The following is a 15,315-nucleotide window of genomic DNA, read 5'->3' on the forward strand; positions in this document are numbered from 1 at the left end:
TGGCCGCTCATGGAGCCCACGACGCCGCCGCACGACCGGGACGCGGGACGGACACCCACCGTCCACAGCACCCGCACCCTGCGGTTCGACGGCGACGAGGTGACCAAACGGTTCCGCGGCGAGGACGGCGCGGAACGGGCGGCGGCCGAGTGGCGTGCCCTGCGGCTGCTGCACCGGCACGCGCCCGGACTGGCCCCGGAGCCGCTCTCCGCCCCGCCCACCGCGGACCGGCCCCACGTGGTGATGTCCCGTCTCGACGGCCTGCCTCTGCGCGGCACTCCGGTGGACGGCCGCCGGCTGCGCGCCCTGGCCGCGGCGGTCACCCGGCTGCACACCGCCGTGCCGGCCCATGAGGTGGCCGCGCTCACTCCCCGGCCGGGCGGGCCGGACCAACTGGCCGCGGAGATCCGGGTCCTGGCGCCGCACGTCCGTCGTCTCCCGGCTGCCCGCGCGGCCGGCCGGGAGACCACGGACATGGATTCGGGCCCCCGTATCGTCCGGGCGATGGACGAGGGGCTGGCGTGGCTGGACACCCTGGAACCGGTCGCCGGCGCCTTCCGCCGGGCGGCCGACGTGCCGGCCGTGCTCGGACACGGCGACGGCAACCTCGCCAACTACCTGTGGGACGGCACCCGGGTCGCCGTCCTCGACTTCGAGTTCGCCGGGGCCGCCGACCGGCCGCTGGAACTCGCGGAGATCACCGAGCACGTCGCCGCCTGGACCGGCCCGCCGCTCGACGCCGGCGCGTTCCTCGGCCGCTTCGACCTGACGCCCGGCGAGCGCCGCCGTCTGACCCTGTGCCGCCGGCTGCTCGCCCTGCACTGGCTGTGCCGCCTCGCCCTGGACGACCCCGCCCGCCCCCGCAACCCGCCCGGCACGGCCGGGCGGCAGGCCGTGCGGCTCGAAGCGCTTCTCGCGGGGGAGTGAGCGGCGAGGTTCGTAGAACCGGCAACCTTCCGGCGCGCCCGGGCGTCTGTCTAGCCGTGACCACCCCGCACGTAGTGATCCGGCCTGCCGTGATCGAGGATCTGGACGCGATCTGCGACGTCCATGCCCGGGCCCGGGCGACGTACTACGCCGGGCATCTGCCCGCGGACGCCTACAGCGGTCCCGAGGAGCTGGAACGCCAGCGAGCCGGGACCGCCCGGGCCATCGCGTCGCGCGAGCACACGGTGCTGTGCGCCACGCGGGACGGCCGGGTCGTCGGGTTCGCCGTGGTCGGCGCGCGCTTCGACGAAGACAAGCTCTTCCACTTCCACATCGACCCCGAGGTGTGGCGCACCGGCGCGGGCACCGCCCTGCACCAGGAGTGCGTGGTGGTGTGGCGGGCCGCCAAGCTCACCAGCGTCCGGCTGGAGGTCTTCGCGCCCAACGCCCGTGCCCGCGCCTTCTACACCAGCCAGGGCTGGGAGGAGGACGGCCGGGAGGACGACCACGTGCTGATGCGGCTCCGGCTGCCCGCGGGGGACTGACCCGGCGGGACGCCCAGGACCCTGGCCACCGGACGGCCTGCCTGCGCGCCGCAGTGCCGTGGACAGCTTGCCTCGTGCCACCGGGCCGCCGTGCCGCCGTGCCGACGGGCGGCCTGCCTGCGCGCCGCAGTGCCGTGCCGTGCTTGCGCCGTGCCGCCGGGCCGACGGGCGGCCTGCCTGCGCGCCGAAGTGCCGTGCCGCCGTGCCGCCGTGCCGCCGTGCCGCGGGTCCGATCCGCCGTGCCGCGCGCCCGTCCCGCCCCACCCCGCCGCGCGGCCCCGCGGCTACCCCTGCCCGAGCGGCGTGAGGGTCCGGCCGTCGGAGAGGTGCCCGGTCAGGGTGGGCCGGGCGGTGCGGACGGCGCGGGCCGCGAGGAAGGGGCCGGAGGAGGCGGCGGTCACGCCGTGCGTCGCCGTGATCCCGGTGACCTCACGGCTGCCCGCGGCCAGCAGGTACCAGTGGCCGGCCGGCGACCGCCACATCGCCCCCGCCATCACGTGCGGCCCGAAGCGGCTGCAGGCGCTGCCGTCCTGCTGGCGCCCGATCTCCGCGGCGGGGGCGGCCGTGCCCCGGCCGGGGGCCAGGAAGCGCACCGTCGCCATGCCCGGCCCGCGCCAGGTGTCGGCCCGCTCGCAGGTCCACGACGCCACGCCGGCCGACTCCGGCAGCGCCGTCCGGGCGAACTCCCAGTCGTTGACGGACCGCACGCCCTCGCCGCGCAGCGCGCCGAGCCGGCAGGCGCTGTGCGCCCAACTGGTCAGCGCCGCGGGACCGGTGGCCTCCCGCGGCGGACCCGCCGGAGTGCCGCTGCCGGGCGCCGGGGTGTAGGTCAGGTGCACCGGCGTGAGGTCCCCGAGGTCGGTGAGCAGGAACGCGTGGTGCTCGGCGACCCGGGGCGACGACCGCAGTTGCAGCACCGGCCAGGTCGTCCCACAGGCCGCGTCCGCGCTTCCGTCAGCCTTTCCGCCCGTCCCCGGCGCGGCCGACGCGCCCGCGGCCCGCGCACCGGGCATCGCGACCGGGTCGGTGACGCCGTCCGCGCCGCGGTGCAGCGGGGTGCCCGCGCGCCCGGGCACGAGCAGATCGCGGGTCTGCGCCTCGGCGACCCACGGCGCGGTGAGGAAGCGGGTGTTGCCGTCCACCCGGTCCAGGACCACCGCGGCCGCCGTGGTGATGTCGGCGTCGTCGACCCGGGCGAAGTCCAGCGCCGTGTCACCGCCGCCGTGAGCCGGCTCGGCGTAGCGCACCAGCCGCATCCCGTCGTGCAGGACCACGACCGCGATGCCGTCGACGTTCCCGGCGAACAGCAGTTGCGCCGGTCCCGCCGGGCCGGTGCGCGGTGTCCCGGGGGTCGCCGTGACGTCGGCGCCCGAGCCCGGGCGCGCCCAGGTGTCCAGGGCACGGCCGAGCAGCGCGCTGTCGCCCGTGCGGTCGCCGCGCGCCGGCCAGGCCGTGAAGTCGATGCGCGCGGTCGACCGCCAGGCGTCGGCCGGGACGCGCACCAGGGACGCGGGGTCGAGCGCGTCGGCCGCGCCCGCCGCCGGTGAACCGGCCGCCGCCCGGGAGCCGGGGGAGGCGCCGCCGGCCGAACCGACGGCGAGCAGCAGCGCCCCGACGCCCACCACGGCCGCGGCGACCAGGCCGACCCGGGCGCGCTGGCGGCGCCGCAGCAGGTCGGTGGGCCCGGTCTGCACGGTGCAGGGGTCGAACTCGCCTGCGGCCAGCAGGTGCGGGCGCGCCTCGACGGCCGCCGCCGCCCGCAGCGCGGCCCGCGCGTCCCCGGCGCCCGCGGCCTCCAGCACCGCCCGGGCCCCGCGCTCCCCGAGCCCCTCCAGGGCCCGCAGCGCGAACGCCGCCCTGGCCGCCGCGGGCAGCGCCGACAGGGCGCGGTCCAGGGCGAGTTCGTCACTGCCGCCGGCCCGGGGATGCACCCGCAGGCCCGCCACGGCCGGCAGCCGCACCCGGTCCAGCAGGGCCGGCACCGCCTGCCGGCCGCGCGGGCCCCGGAGGCCGCCGGTCCCGCCGTACGCCAGCGCGGCCCGCAGGACCTCGGAGCGCAGCAGCCCGTACGCGCCGCCGCGCGCCGGCCGGGCCCTGCGTGGCAGCGCGCGCTGCACCAGCCGGTGCGCGACCAGCACTCTGCGGTGCTTGCCGAGGCGGGCCGGCAACGTGAGATAGGCCAGCCGCACCAGCCGCGGATAGTGCTCGACGAGCGCCGCCTCGGCCTCCTCCACGGCCACGGGTGCCGCCGGGTCGCCGGGCGAAGTCACGGACTGCGCTTGCGTGTTCACGCCTCGTCAAACGAGCCGTTGATGCGATGGTCACTCCGCCGCGCGGCCCCGGGGGACCCACCCGCCCCGGGTTCTCACGCGTCCGCGCCCCGGTCTCCCGGAGTCCCGCCCCAGGTTCTCCCCGGCGGTCCGCCGGTGTCCGGGGCCCGCACGCGCAAGGGCGCCCGTCGTGACGACGGGCGCCCCTGGCGGCGGCGGCCGGGACCGGACCGGCCTCCGCCGGGACCGGACGGGAGTCAGACCAGTGCGGCCTTCTCCAGCGCGGCGCAGCAGGTGTCGACGATCAGCCGGGTCACCACGTACGGGTCGACGTTGGCGTTGGGGCGGCGGTCCTCGATGTAGCCCTTCTTGTCCACCTCGACCTGCCACGGGATGCGCACCGACGCGCCGCGGTCGGACACGCCGTAGCTGTACGCGTTCCAGGGCGCGGTCTCGTGCGCGCCGGTCAGGCGGGCCTCGACGTCGGCGCCGTAGTTCCTGATGTGCTCCAGCGGCTTGTCGTCACGGCCCAGCGCCTCGGCGGCCTCGATGATCGCGTCGTAGCCCTCGCGCATCGCCTTGGTCGAGAAGTTGGTGTGCGCGCCGGCGCCGTTCCAGTCGCCCTTGACCGGCTTCGGGTCCAGGGTGGCGGAGACGCCGAAGTCCTCGGCGGTGCGGTAGAGCAGCCAGCGGGCGATCCACAGCTGGTCGGAGACCTCCAGCGGGCTCAGCGGGCCGACCTGGAACTCCCACTGGCCGGGCATCACCTCGGCGTTGATGCCGGAGATGCCGAGCCCGGCGGCCAGGCAGTTGTCCAGGTGCTTCTCCACGATCGCGCGGCCGAAGATCTCGTCCGCGCCGACACCGCAGTAGTAGCCGCCCTGGGGTGCGGGGAAGCCGCCCTCGGGGAAGCCCAGCGGGCGGACGCCCTGGAAGAACGTGTACTCCTGCTCGATGCCGAACAGGGACTCCTGGTCGGCGAACCGCTCGGCCACCTCCCGCAGCGCGGCCCGGGTGTTGGACTCGTGCGGGGTGCCGTCGGTGTTGAACACCTCGCACAGCACGAGCAGGTTCGCGCCGCCGCGGATCGGGTCGGGGTAGGAGGCGACCGGCTTGAGTACGCGGTCCGAGGCGTGGCCCTCGGCCTGGCTGGTGCTGGAACCGTCGAAGCCCCACACCGGAAGCTCGGCCCCGTCCGCCAGGATCCTGGTCTTGGAACGCAGCTTGGCGGTGGGCTTGGTGCCGTCTGTCCAGATGTACTCGGCCTTGTAGGTCACGGTGACGCCATCCTTAACGAACGTGAGCGCGGGTGCGGCCGGAGCTGCGGTGGTCGGGCCGTTCCAGAGCGTCGCAGCGGGCTTTTTCCCGTCCGTTGCCCGGGTGTTAACCGGAGGTGAACTACCCCGGGTGACCAGCGGCTACGGCACTTGGGTCCCGTCCGTCCCAGCCTCGCCACGCGTCCCGTCGGGCACCCGCCGCGCCTCCCCGCGAACACCCGCAGCGCACCGCCGCGGACCCGGCGGCCTGCGGGAACGGACCGTTAGGCTCAGCGCATGCCACACATCAGCCTCGAGTACACCGCCAACCTCGCCGGCTCGGTCGACCTCCCCGCGCTCGCCGAGGACCTCCACCGGGCGATCGTCGCCGTCGCCGACGGCCGCGCCGGGGGCTGCAAGACCCGTTTCATGCGCCACGACGACTACTACATCGCCGACGGCGCCCCCCACTACGCGATGCTGCACGCCGAGATCGCCCTGCTGTCCGGCCGCACCCCCGAGACCAAGCGCGAGCTCTCCGAGGCGGCTCTGGTCCTGCTGCGCAAGCACACCACCCCCGCCCCGCAGTTCGAGGTCCAGTTCTCGGTGGACATCCGCGACCTCGACCGCGACGCCTACACCCGCCACGAAGACCTCCGGACGCAGGCGTGACGCCCGCCGCGCCGCTGCGGGTCGGGCTCCTCGGCACCGGTCCGTGGGCCCGCTTCACCCACGGACCGGCGCTCGCCGCGCACCCCGCCGTGGAGTTCGCCGGGGTCTGGGGCCGTCGGCCGGAGGCCGCCGCCGAGGTGGCGAAGCTGTTCGGCACCCGCGCCTACGGTGACGCCGACGCCCTCATCGCCGACGTCGACGCGGTGGCGATCGCCCTGCCGCCCGGCCCCCAGGCCGAGTTGGCGGCCCGGGCGGCGCACGCCGGACGGCACCTGCTGCTCGACAAACCGCTCGCCGCGACCGTCGAGGACGCCCGCGCGGTGGCCGAGGCGGTCGAGGCCGCCGGAGTGCGCTCGGTGGTCTTCTTCACGCTGCGCTTCGACGAGGGGAGCGCCCGCTGGATCGAGACGCAGGCCGCCGCCGCGCGCGGCACCGCCGACGGCCACGCCGCCGGGAACTGGTTCACCGGCCGCGCCGACTGGTACGGCGCGGTGTTCAGCGACGACGCCAGCCCCTTCGCCGACTCGCCGTGGCGGCGGGAGAAGGGCGGCCTGTGGGACGTCGGCCCGCACGCCCTGTCGGTGCTGATCCCGGTGCTCGGGGACGTCACCGAGGTGCGGGCGGCCCACGGTCCCGGCGACGCCGTCCACCTGACGTTCCGTCATGACAGCGGCGCCTCCAGCACGGCGCTGCTCACCCTCACCGCTCCGCCCGCGGCGGCCGGCGTGGCCATCGAGTTCCGCGGCACGCCCGGCGTTGCGGTGTATCCCGACGGTGTGAGCGGGCCCGCCGCCGACGCGTTCGCCCGGGCCGTGGACGCGCTCACGGACGGGACCCCGCACCCGTGCGACGCGCGGTTCGGGCTGCGGGTCACCGAGATCCTCGCGGCGGCGGAGGCGGCGCTGACCTGACACGGGGGCGTGCCCCGGCGCAAGTTGGGACAAAGGATCACGCTCCGGACCGGCCGCAACCCTTCCGGCGGCCGCCGTGGGTGTCTATGGTCGAAACATGAGGCCTGCGGACTGGTGGTCGATCGAGATCCTGGACGCCGAGCACGCGATGACCTCGGCGGCGGACTGGCGTGACGCTTACGCGCAATCGCTGGCCGAGTCGCTGGTCACCAACGGCGCGTCGTCCTGGGAGTGGTACACGTTCAGCTGGGGAGTCGTGCTCGAGGTGGCGTTCACCGAGGAGCGGGCCTGGCAGGACTGGAAGGCGCTGCCCGGCACCCGGGCGGCACTCGACGCGGTGCCCGACCCGCTGGCCGGGCTGCTGGTGCACCGCGGTCACGGCGGGGCGTCCGGCAGGTACGTGCCCCGGACGCCCGCGATCCCGCCCGCCGCGGACCGGGTGGCGCTGCCCGAGCCCTTCTGAACCGGCCGGCGCCCGAACCCTCTGAGCCGGTCGGGGGATTTTCCCGGCCCGCCCGGCGGACGGAGCCGCGAACTCCGGAACAGCCGCCAGGACCGCGTAGTTGGGTGAGGTCATGAGAGCCATCACCTACACCACCACCGGCGGCCCCGACGTCCTCACCCTGACCGGGGACCGGCCGGTCCCCGAGCCGGGCACCGGCGAGGTGCGCGTCGCGGTCCACGTGTCCGGGGTCAACCCGACCGACTGGAAGCAGCGGCAGTCGGGATCCGTGAGCGGAACCCAGGTACCCGGTCAGGACGGCGCCGGTGTCATCGACGCGGTCGGGCCCGGAGTGCCCGCCGAACGCGTCGGCGAGCGGGTCTGGCTGTGGGAGGCCGCGTACCAGCGGGCCGACGGCACCGCGCAGGAGTTCACCGTGCTGCCGTCCCGGCAGGCGAGCCCGCTGCCCGGCCACGCCTCCTTCGACCTCGGTGCGAGCCTCGGCATCCCCTTCCTCACCGCCCACCGCGCGCTGACCGTCGCCGACGGCGGACCGCAGCGGCTCGCGCCGGGCGCGCTGAGCGGCCGCACGGTGCTGGTCGCCGGCGGCGCCGGAGCGGTCGGCAACGCGGCGATCCAGCTCGCCCGGTGGGCGGGCGCCACCGTCGTCACCACGGTCAGCAGCCCGGAGAAGGCGGCGCTCGCCGCGGCGGCCGGCGCGCACCATGTCGTCGACTACCGCGCACAGGACGCGGAGACGGAGATCCGGGGGATCGCGCCGGACGGCGTCCACCTCGTGGTGGAGGTCGCGCCCGCGGCGAACGCGGCGCTCGACGTGGCCGTGACCGCGCCGGACGCCGTCGTCGCCTTCTACGCCGACGACGCGGCGACCGTCGCGGTCCCCGTCCGGCCGTCCATGAGCGGGAACCTGCGCTGGCAGGGCGTGATGGTCTACCGGGTCCCCACGGCCGCCAAGGACCACGCGGTCGCCGCGGTCACCGCCGCCCTCGCCGACGACGCGCTGCGGGTGGGCGAGGGCGCCGGCCTGCCGCTGCACCACTTCCCGCTCGACGGGACGGGGGCGGCCCACGCCGCCGTGGAGTCGGGCAAGGTCGGGAAGGTGCTGGTCACCGTCGCGTCCTGAGCCCTGCGGCGTCCGCCGCGCCGTTCCCGCGCCGCCGTCGTTCGGTGCGGGGCGAACGGTGACGGGAGCAGGATGGGGGGATGGACACGCACCTGACCGCCGACCCGGGAGCGTCCGGCCTCGCGGCGCTCGCCGGGCTGCTGGCGGACGAGACACGCGCCGCGGTCTGCCTGGCCCTGCTCGACCGGCGCGCCCGGACCGGGGCCGAGCTCGCCCGGTACTGCGGGGTGGCGCCGTCGACCATGAGCGAGCACCTCTCGCGGCTGGTCGACGGCGGTCTGCTCGTGCGGGAACGGCAGGGCCGGCACGGGTACGTGCGGCTCGCCGGGCCGGACGCGGCCGCCTTCGTCGAGGACCTGGCCGCCCGGGTGGCGGCCCCGGTCTCCGCGCCCGCCGGGGGACTGCGGGCGCACAGCGCCGGCCGGGCGATGGCCCGTGGCCGCACCTGCTACGACCACCTCGCCGGGCGTCTGGGCGTGGCGGTCACCGACGCGATGACCGCGCGCGGGATGCTCCGGCAGGACACCGGGTTCGCGCTGACCGAGGACGGGGTCGCCTGGCTCACCGGGCTCGGCGCGGACCTGGCGGGCCGGCCGTCCTCCCGCCGCCCCCTGGCGCGGTCCTGCCTGGACTGGACCGAACGCCGCCCGCACCTGGCCGGCACCGCGGGGGCCGAACTGTGCCGCCTGGTGCTGGACCGCGGCTGGGCCCGGCGCGTCGGCACCGGCCGGGCGGTCAGGGCGACGCCGCTGGGCGAGCGGGAACTCGCCCGCACGCTGGGGATTCCCGCCGGCACGCTCGATCCGGAGGGCGAGGGGTAGCGGCCTGCGCGGGGCGGTGCAGCGGGGCTCGCTTTTCCCCCCCCCCCGACGCCGCCGCCGGCGGAGCGTTCGTCAGGCCGCGGCGAGGCGGGCGCGCACCTGGTCCGGGGCGATGGACAGCGTCGTCAGCAGGTCGGCCGCCGGGTCCGGGTGGCGGGCGCCCAGCAGGGCCAGCAGCAGGTGGCGCGGCTCGATGCGGCGGCCGCGCCGCTCACCCTGCGCCTGCGCCTTGGCCTCGGTGATCGCGGCGCGGGCCGCGGAGTTGAGGCTCACCAGACGCCGGGCCCGCACCGGCGGCGGCGCGAGCGGGGTGCCGAGCCGGACGCCGATCGCGGCGAGCGCGGCCCGGTCAAGCTCGTCCAGCGCGGCGCGCCCCTGGGCCAGGGTCACGCCCAGCGCGCGGGCCGGCGGGGCGGAGCCGTCGTGGAGGAGTGCGAGCAGCAGGTGGTCCGTGCCGATCCGGCGGTCCCCGCGCAGGAGCGCCTCCTCGCGGGCGTGTTCCATGACGTGCTTGAGCCGCGCGTGCGCGGACGTGGTTCCGGGGTTCTCGGACATCGGCCCTCACTTCCCGTACTTGGCGTGCACCGACTGGCGGGACACCCCGAGGGCGTCCCCGATCTGCTCCCATGACCAGCCCTGTTCGCGGGCCAGTGCGACGTGTGCGGCCTCGACCTGCTCGGCGAGGCGGTGCAGTGCGCCGACGGCGCGCAGGCCGACGGCGGGGTCGTCCGTGTTCACGACAGCGGTCAGGTCCATGTCTGTCAGTCTGGACTGACAGATGCAGCGATGTCAATCCAGACTGACAAGCGGGCGGCCGGGGGATGGCCCACAATGGCCGGGTGACCTCCGTGACCCTGACGCTGGAAGGCGAGCGGCTGCCCGGGCGCAGCTGCGGCGCGGCTCCGGGCTTCCCGGGCTACGACGGCATCCATGTCGGCGTCCAGCGCCGGGCGAAGCCGGGGGAGTTGCTCGGGCTCACGCCGGGCGACGCGCGGCGGGCCACCTGGACGCTGGAGTGCGCGGCCGGGCCCGCGCCGGACGGCACGACCGAGCTGACCGGCCGCTACGTCCAGGGCCGGCCCGGCGATCGCTTCGTCTACCTGTCGTGGGGCACGGTCGGCGAGGACGGCGCCTTCACCATGTTCCGGCGCGCCAAGCTCATGCTGGGCGCGATCGCCCCGGCCGTGCTGGCCGCCGCCGTCGGCTCGGGACGGCTGACCGGCCGGCTGGGCCTCACCGACGCCAAGGGGCATCCGCTGTGCGCCCGCGTGGTCCCGCCCGCCATCCGCTGGACGGCGGGCTGAGACGCGCCCGCTGAGGTGGGCCCGGCCGGGACCCCGGCTCCCAGGGTGAGCGGAAGGCGGCTCCCAGGGCGAGCGGAAGGCGGCTCCCAGGGTGAGCGGAAGGCCGCTCCTAGGGTGAGCGGAAGGCGTCGGCCGCGGCCGAGGCCGCCCGCTCGACGAGGTCGATGCCGTCCCGCTCCGAGCCCTGCCCCGAGGACAGCACCGCGATCAGCATGCGGTGTCCGTCGTGGACGACCTGCCCGATGCTGTTGACGTCCCACAGTCCGGTCTGCGTGCGCTGCAGCCAGCCGTTCTTGAGCGCGTAGCCCGCGTCGTCGGAGTCCGCGGCCGACACCCCCCACGTCTGGGTGGCGGTCACCGCGCCCATCAGGCCCGCTACGTAGGCACGGGACGCGCTCGACAGCGGTGACCCGGACGCCACGAACACCGCTCGGAGCAGCGTGAGTTGGTCGGCCGGGGTGGTCTGCGTGAGTCCCCACAGCTCGCCACTGCCGGGAGAGGTGTGGTCCAGCCCCAGCGTGCGGTTGGCGGCGTCCAGGCCGGCGGCCCGGCCTATGGCGTCCCACAGCGCGGTGGCCGCGTCGTTGTCGCTCTGCTCGATCATCACCGCGGCCAGCGCACGCTCGTTCGCGGTGAGACGGGTGCCGGCGTGCTGGGCCTGCAGCAGCAGCGCGGCCAGGATGTCGACCTTGACGATGCTCGCCGTGTCGTAGGTGTTGCCGTCGTCGTCGCTGGTGTCGTACGCGGCGGAGGAGTCCGCGTCGTCGTCCAGGTCGGTGACGGCCACGGCGAGGTCGCCGTCCGCGGGCAGCGCGTCGATCGCCCGCCGCACCGCCGTGGCGGCCGATCGGGTCGCGGTGGCCGTCGGCGTCGGCGGCGACGTCGACGACGTGGCCGGGGACTCCGTCGGGGGAGTGGCCGAAGAAGAGGCCCTGGGAGCGGCGGACTTGGAGGTCGCTGTGGGAGCCGGTGGGCTCCCCGCGCCGCCGGTCGTCGCCCCGGCCGGCTTCGCGTCGGAGCCCGCGCGGGCCGACGGCGACTGCGTGATCGTGGCCAGGGTCAGCACCGCCATGGCGGCGAGCGCGGTCACCGACACCATCAGCGGCCTGGCCCACGCCGGCGCGGGCCGTGCCGCCGGCCCGCCCTCACCGTCCTCGCGGGACGGTGGCCGTTCCGTTCTCATGGCGTGACCGTACGAACGGATTCTGGGGTTCTGGTGAGAGATGCGGCTGCTGTCCGTGAGATCCCGATGAATCCTCCGCCGGGCCGGACGCGGCTCCCGGCGCCGGTTCCGCGGCGCGCCCGGTCGCGGGTCCGGTCCGGACTCCCGGCGGTCCGCCTCGCCGACCGCGACCGGCGGGCCGCCCCACACGTCCCGCCCGCCCCTGCCGACCAAGCTGGGTGTTTCTTGCGGGAGTTGTGCCTATTCTTTCGCTTGCTACGCGGAGTATTGCCGTGAAGTCATCGGGTCGTTACGATCCCCGGCACCAGACTTCCGGACCGCTGCCGATCCCCCCATCCCCGTGCGGCGGCGGGAGTTGACCACCGATCGGAGGAGTCCAGATGGGTGTCACACGCCGGGTCTTCCTGCAGGCCGCCGTCGCGGCGGGAGCCGCCGGAGCCGCAGGGGCCACCACGACCGCGCTCGCCGGCACCGCCGCCGCGGCGAGCGGCCCGGGCGACGTGGTCGGCAAGATCACCGTCGGGTACCAGGGCTGGTTCGCGTGCATCGGCGACGGTGCGCCGATCAACGCCTGGTGGCACTGGAGTTCCGACGCGGGCCAGCCGCCGTCCCCGTCCAACACCGGCATCGTCGCCTGGCCGGACGTGCGGGACTACACGCACACCTACCGGACCGCGTACGCGAACCTCGGGAACGGTCAGCCGGCCACCCTGTTCTCGTCCTACGACCAGCAGACGGTCGACACGCACTTCCAGTGGATGCAGCAGTACGGCATCGATACCGCGGCCCTGCAGCGCTTCAACCCCAACGGCGGCGAGGGCCCGACGCGGGACGCGATGGCCACCAAGGTGCGCAGCGCCGCCGAGGCGCACAACGTGAAGTTCTACGTCATGTACGACGTCTCGGACTGGACGAACATGCAGTCGGAGATCAAGACCGACTGGACGGCCAAGATGGCCGCGCACACGGCCAGTCCGGCCTACGCCCGGCAGAACGGCAAGCCGGTGGTGTGCATCTGGGGCTTCGGCTTCAACGACAACCAGCGCCCGTTCGCCCCCGCGCCGTGCCTGGACGTCGTCAACTGGTTCAAGGCGCAGGGCTGTTACGTCATCGGCGGCGTGCCGACCTGGTGGCGCACCGGTGACCGCGACTCCCGGCCGGGGTTCAGCGACGTCTACCACGCCTTCCACATGCTCTCGCCCTGGATGGTGGGCCGGATCGGCAACGTCGGCGACGCGGACAACTTCTACAACGTCGCCACCGTGCCCGACCTCGCGGAGTGCGCCGCCCACGGCATCGACTACCAGCCGTGTGTGCTTCCCGGCGCGGTCACCCTGCGGCAGCGCGCCCACGGCGACTTCATGTGGCGGCAGTTCTACAACATGTGCCGGGCGGGCGTGCAGGGCGTCTACATCTCGATGTTCGACGAGTTCAACGAGGGCAACCAGATCGCCAAGACCGCCGAGAGCCAGGCGTGGGTGCCGGCCGGCTCCGGCTTCCTGGCGCTGGACGAGGACGGGACGGCCTGCTCCTCCGACTACTACCTGCGGCTGACCGGCGACGGCGGCCGGATGCTCAAGGGGCAGCTCGCGCTCACCGCCACCCGGCCCACCCCGCCCGTGACCGGCGGCGGGGGCGGCGGCACCCCGGTGAACCTGGCGCTGCACAGGGCGACGTCGGAGAGCAGCCACACCCAGGTCTACGGGTCGGGCAACGCGGTCGACGGCGACCCGAACACCTACTGGGAGTCGGCCAACAACGCGTTCCCGCAGTGGCTCCAGGTGGACCTCGGCGCGGCGACCGGCGTGCGGCGCATGGTCCTGGCGCTGCCGCCGTCCACGGCGTGGGGCGCCCGCACCCAGACCGTCGCCGTCCAGGGCAGCACCGACGGGGGCACCTTCAGCCAGCTGCTGGCCGCCGCGTCGTACCGGTTCGACCCGGCGACCGGGAACACCGCGACGGTGACGCTGCCCGCGACGACCGTGACGCGCTACGTGCGCCTGACGTTCACGGCCAACACCGGCTGGCCCGCCGGGCAGGTCTCCGAAGTCCAGATCTACGCGTCCTGACCGGTCCGGTACCGGCCGGCGCCCGTCCTCGTCCGACGGTCAACTCGGCCCGCAGGCGACCGCGTCGGTGAGGTCGGCGCACGGCCGGTCACCGTGCGAGCGGATGATGTCCTGACCCACCTCGTTGGTCAGGTAGCGCAGGAAGCTGGCGGTGAGCGACCGGGCCGGCGGCTCTCCGTAGGTGTAGGCGTACTCGGTGGCCCAGAACGGGTACGCGTCGGCGTCCGCCGCGTCCAGGGTGGCCTGCTGGCCGTTGATCCGCACGGTCAGCAGGTCGTGGCGGGCCGTGGCCGACCCCAGCTCGCTGTACCCCAGCGCCCCGGGCGTGGCCGCGACCGTGTCCAGCAGGGCGTCCGTCGTGCCGCGGCGGCAGCGGATCACCCCGGTGGCGCCGCGCCCGGACGGTGTGCGGCAGTCGCTGGAGTTCTCGCCCGGCTCCAGCGTGCCGCCGAGCAGCCGGGTCTCGAACGCCCTGCGGGTGCCCGACCCGGAGTCGCGGCTGACCAGCCGGACCGGGACGTCGTCACCCCCCAGCTGCCGCCAGTTGGTGATCTTCCCGGCGTAGATCCGGCGGATGTCGCCGGACGTCAGGTCCTGCACGCCCGCGTCCTTGTTCACGACCAGAGTGAACAGCAGGAAGCCCATGGGGCGTTGCAGCACCCGCGGGTGCCCGGCGTCCTTGGGCCCGTCGGAGAAGGCGATCACCGGCGGGGTGCCGGAACCCTGCCGGCGTCCGGCCGCGTCCAGGTCGTCCACGCCGACGCCGCTGGTGTCGGCGGTGACGGTGAACGTCGCGCGGGGGCAGGTGTGGTGGTACGCCGCGGACGCCTCCCGCAGCACCGGCGCGAACGCCGTCGAACCCGACAGCGTCAGCCGCCCGGACGCGCAGTCCAGCGGCGCCGCGGTGGTGTCCTTGGTGAGCGACACGACGAGTTGCGCCACGATCACCGCGGCCAGGAACAGCACCATCGCGACCGCCGCCCGGGAGGTGCCGGTCCGGCTCCTGGTCTCCTGGATCTGCCCGGAGCCCACGCCGCCCTTGATGCCGCCGCTGACCCGCGGCGCCACGAACTCCGTGCGCGCGCCGTTCGCCGGCGGGTCCGCGCTCTCCAGCGCGGCGAGCACCTTGTAGTGCGCGCCGCGGTTCATCGGCACCCGGGGCAGGGAGATCACCCCGTCCTGGAACCCCAGCCCGGACTCCCGGTCGAAGGAGTCCCGCAGGAAGTCGGAGCTGACCTCGGTGACGACGAGACCGGCGACCTTGCGGCCGGGGAACTCGACGGTGATGCCCACCCGGTCGTGGTCCAGGCGGGCGTAGTCCCCGGTGTCGATGTCGGTGACCCCGTTGTTCTCCACCCGCAGCAGCACGAACGACGGGTCGACCAGCGCCCGGCCGTCCGGCAGCCGCAGCTGCTGCAGGGCGCCGGCGTACTCGGAGTGCACGAGGTCGGTGACCGTGGTGTCCATCTGCACCCGGTAGCCCAGCCGTTTGCGGCCGGTGAAGGCGAACTCGTAGAGCGCGGCCACGACCGGGACCACCAGGCCCAGGACCGCGAGCGTGATCTCCCAGGGGACGTTCACGGCTGCGCGCACCTCTCACGACGACGGCCACCGCAAAGGGGTGGACCGTCACGCTACGAGAGCTGACGTCCCGTCACACCCTGTCCCGGGAAGCGTTCCGCAGGTGTTCACCGAGCGTTGGCGGGCGGGCGGCGGAACGCCACATCCCGGTTCCGGGAGGCCGCGAGGGAAGACCGCGGGAGAAGCCCCC

At 75.3% G+C, this 15,315-nt stretch carries 15 protein-coding genes; 9 read left to right on the plus strand and 6 right to left on the minus strand.

Annotated features, from left to right (window positions below; translation table 11 throughout):
* Window positions 1-9 precede the first annotated feature (9 nt).
* On the plus strand, window positions 10-927 hold the full coding sequence (locus tag K7862_RS02245) for a phosphotransferase family protein (protein WP_222959890.1): 918 nt from the start codon (window positions 10-12) through the stop codon (window positions 925-927).
* Window positions 928-1,016: 89 nt separating this feature from the next.
* Complete coding sequence (locus K7862_RS02250) at window positions 1,017-1,472, plus strand: GNAT family N-acetyltransferase (RefSeq protein ID WP_308011802.1); 456 nt, start codon at window positions 1,017-1,019, stop codon at window positions 1,470-1,472.
* Window positions 1,473-1,756: 284 nt separating this feature from the next.
* Here K7862_RS02250 and K7862_RS02255 read toward each other — a convergent pair whose 3' ends face one another.
* Both K7862_RS02255 and glnII read right to left on the minus strand, forming a co-directional pair.
* Entirely contained in the window at window positions 1,757-3,742 is a 1,986-nt protein-coding gene (locus K7862_RS02255; RefSeq protein ID WP_222959901.1) for a hypothetical protein, read from the minus strand.
* A 257-nt stretch (window positions 3,743-3,999) separates the two neighbouring features.
* Window positions 4,000-5,019 carry a glutamine synthetase gene (gene glnII, locus K7862_RS02260; protein WP_222959910.1) on the minus strand — a complete coding sequence of 340 codons (1,020 nt, stop codon included), beginning with the start codon at window positions 5,017-5,019 and terminating at the stop codon, window positions 4,000-4,002.
* A gap of 276 nt (window positions 5,020-5,295) precedes the next feature.
* On the opposite strand from glnII, the gene K7862_RS02265 reads away from it, so the two are divergent.
* The 5 genes from K7862_RS02265 to K7862_RS02285 all read left to right on the plus strand — a co-directional run bounded on the left by K7862_RS02265 (window position 5,296) and on the right by K7862_RS02285 (window position 8,988).
* Window positions 5,296-5,670, plus strand: a complete 375-nt coding sequence (locus K7862_RS02265; RefSeq protein WP_222959912.1) for a 5-carboxymethyl-2-hydroxymuconate Delta-isomerase — start codon at window positions 5,296-5,298, stop codon at window positions 5,668-5,670.
* Window positions 5,671-5,684: 14 nt separating this feature from the next.
* Entirely contained in the window at window positions 5,685-6,581 is an 897-nt protein-coding gene (locus tag K7862_RS02270) for a Gfo/Idh/MocA family protein (RefSeq protein ID WP_222960354.1), read from the plus strand.
* A gap of 97 nt (window positions 6,582-6,678) precedes the next feature.
* Entirely contained in the window at window positions 6,679-7,044 is a 366-nt protein-coding gene (locus K7862_RS02275; protein WP_222959913.1) for a hypothetical protein, read from the plus strand.
* Between the two features lie 112 nt (window positions 7,045-7,156).
* Window positions 7,157-8,167 carry an NADPH:quinone reductase gene (locus tag K7862_RS02280; RefSeq protein ID WP_222959914.1) on the plus strand — a complete coding sequence of 337 codons (1,011 nt, stop codon included), beginning with the start codon at window positions 7,157-7,159 and terminating at the stop codon, window positions 8,165-8,167.
* Window positions 8,168-8,247: 80 nt separating this feature from the next.
* Window positions 8,248-8,988: a winged helix-turn-helix domain-containing protein gene (locus K7862_RS02285; RefSeq protein ID WP_222959916.1), complete on the plus strand. Its 741-nt coding sequence runs from the start codon at window positions 8,248-8,250 to the stop codon at window positions 8,986-8,988.
* Between the two features lie 72 nt (window positions 8,989-9,060).
* On the opposite strand, the gene K7862_RS02290 is transcribed toward K7862_RS02285, so the two are convergent.
* Together K7862_RS02290 and K7862_RS02295 are read right to left on the minus strand one after the other, a co-directional pair.
* Window positions 9,061-9,543: a Clp protease N-terminal domain-containing protein gene (locus K7862_RS02290; RefSeq protein ID WP_262412531.1), complete on the minus strand. Its 483-nt coding sequence runs from the start codon at window positions 9,541-9,543 to the stop codon at window positions 9,061-9,063.
* A 6-nt stretch (window positions 9,544-9,549) separates the two neighbouring features.
* Window positions 9,550-9,744 carry a helix-turn-helix domain-containing protein gene (locus K7862_RS02295; RefSeq protein WP_222959917.1) on the minus strand — a complete coding sequence of 65 codons (195 nt, stop codon included), beginning with the start codon at window positions 9,742-9,744 and terminating at the stop codon, window positions 9,550-9,552.
* Window positions 9,745-9,836: 92 nt separating this feature from the next.
* On the opposite strand from K7862_RS02295, the gene K7862_RS02300 reads away from it, so the two are divergent.
* Window positions 9,837-10,292 (plus strand): DUF5990 family protein, encoded by a 456-nt coding sequence (locus K7862_RS02300; RefSeq protein ID WP_372461490.1) that lies wholly within the window; start codon window positions 9,837-9,839, stop codon window positions 10,290-10,292.
* A gap of 109 nt (window positions 10,293-10,401) precedes the next feature.
* On the opposite strand, the gene K7862_RS02305 is transcribed toward K7862_RS02300, so the two are convergent.
* Complete coding sequence (locus tag K7862_RS02305; protein ID WP_262412532.1) at window positions 10,402-11,475, minus strand: serine hydrolase; 1,074 nt, start codon at window positions 11,473-11,475, stop codon at window positions 10,402-10,404.
* Window positions 11,476-11,855: 380 nt separating this feature from the next.
* On the opposite strand from K7862_RS02305, the gene K7862_RS02310 reads away from it, so the two are divergent.
* Window positions 11,856-13,544 (plus strand): glycoside hydrolase family 99 protein, encoded by a 1,689-nt coding sequence (locus tag K7862_RS02310; protein WP_222959922.1) that lies wholly within the window; start codon window positions 11,856-11,858, stop codon window positions 13,542-13,544.
* Between the two features lie 39 nt (window positions 13,545-13,583).
* On the opposite strand, the gene K7862_RS02315 is transcribed toward K7862_RS02310, so the two are convergent.
* On the minus strand, window positions 13,584-15,125 hold the full coding sequence (locus tag K7862_RS02315; protein ID WP_308011804.1) for a PstS family phosphate ABC transporter substrate-binding protein: 1,542 nt from the start codon (window positions 15,123-15,125) through the stop codon (window positions 13,584-13,586).
* Window positions 15,126-15,315: the final 190 nt, after the last annotated feature.

This window comes from Actinacidiphila acidipaludis (assembly GCF_019890725.1).
Lineage (GTDB): Bacteria > Actinomycetota > Actinomycetes > Streptomycetales > Streptomycetaceae > Actinacidiphila > Actinacidiphila acidipaludis.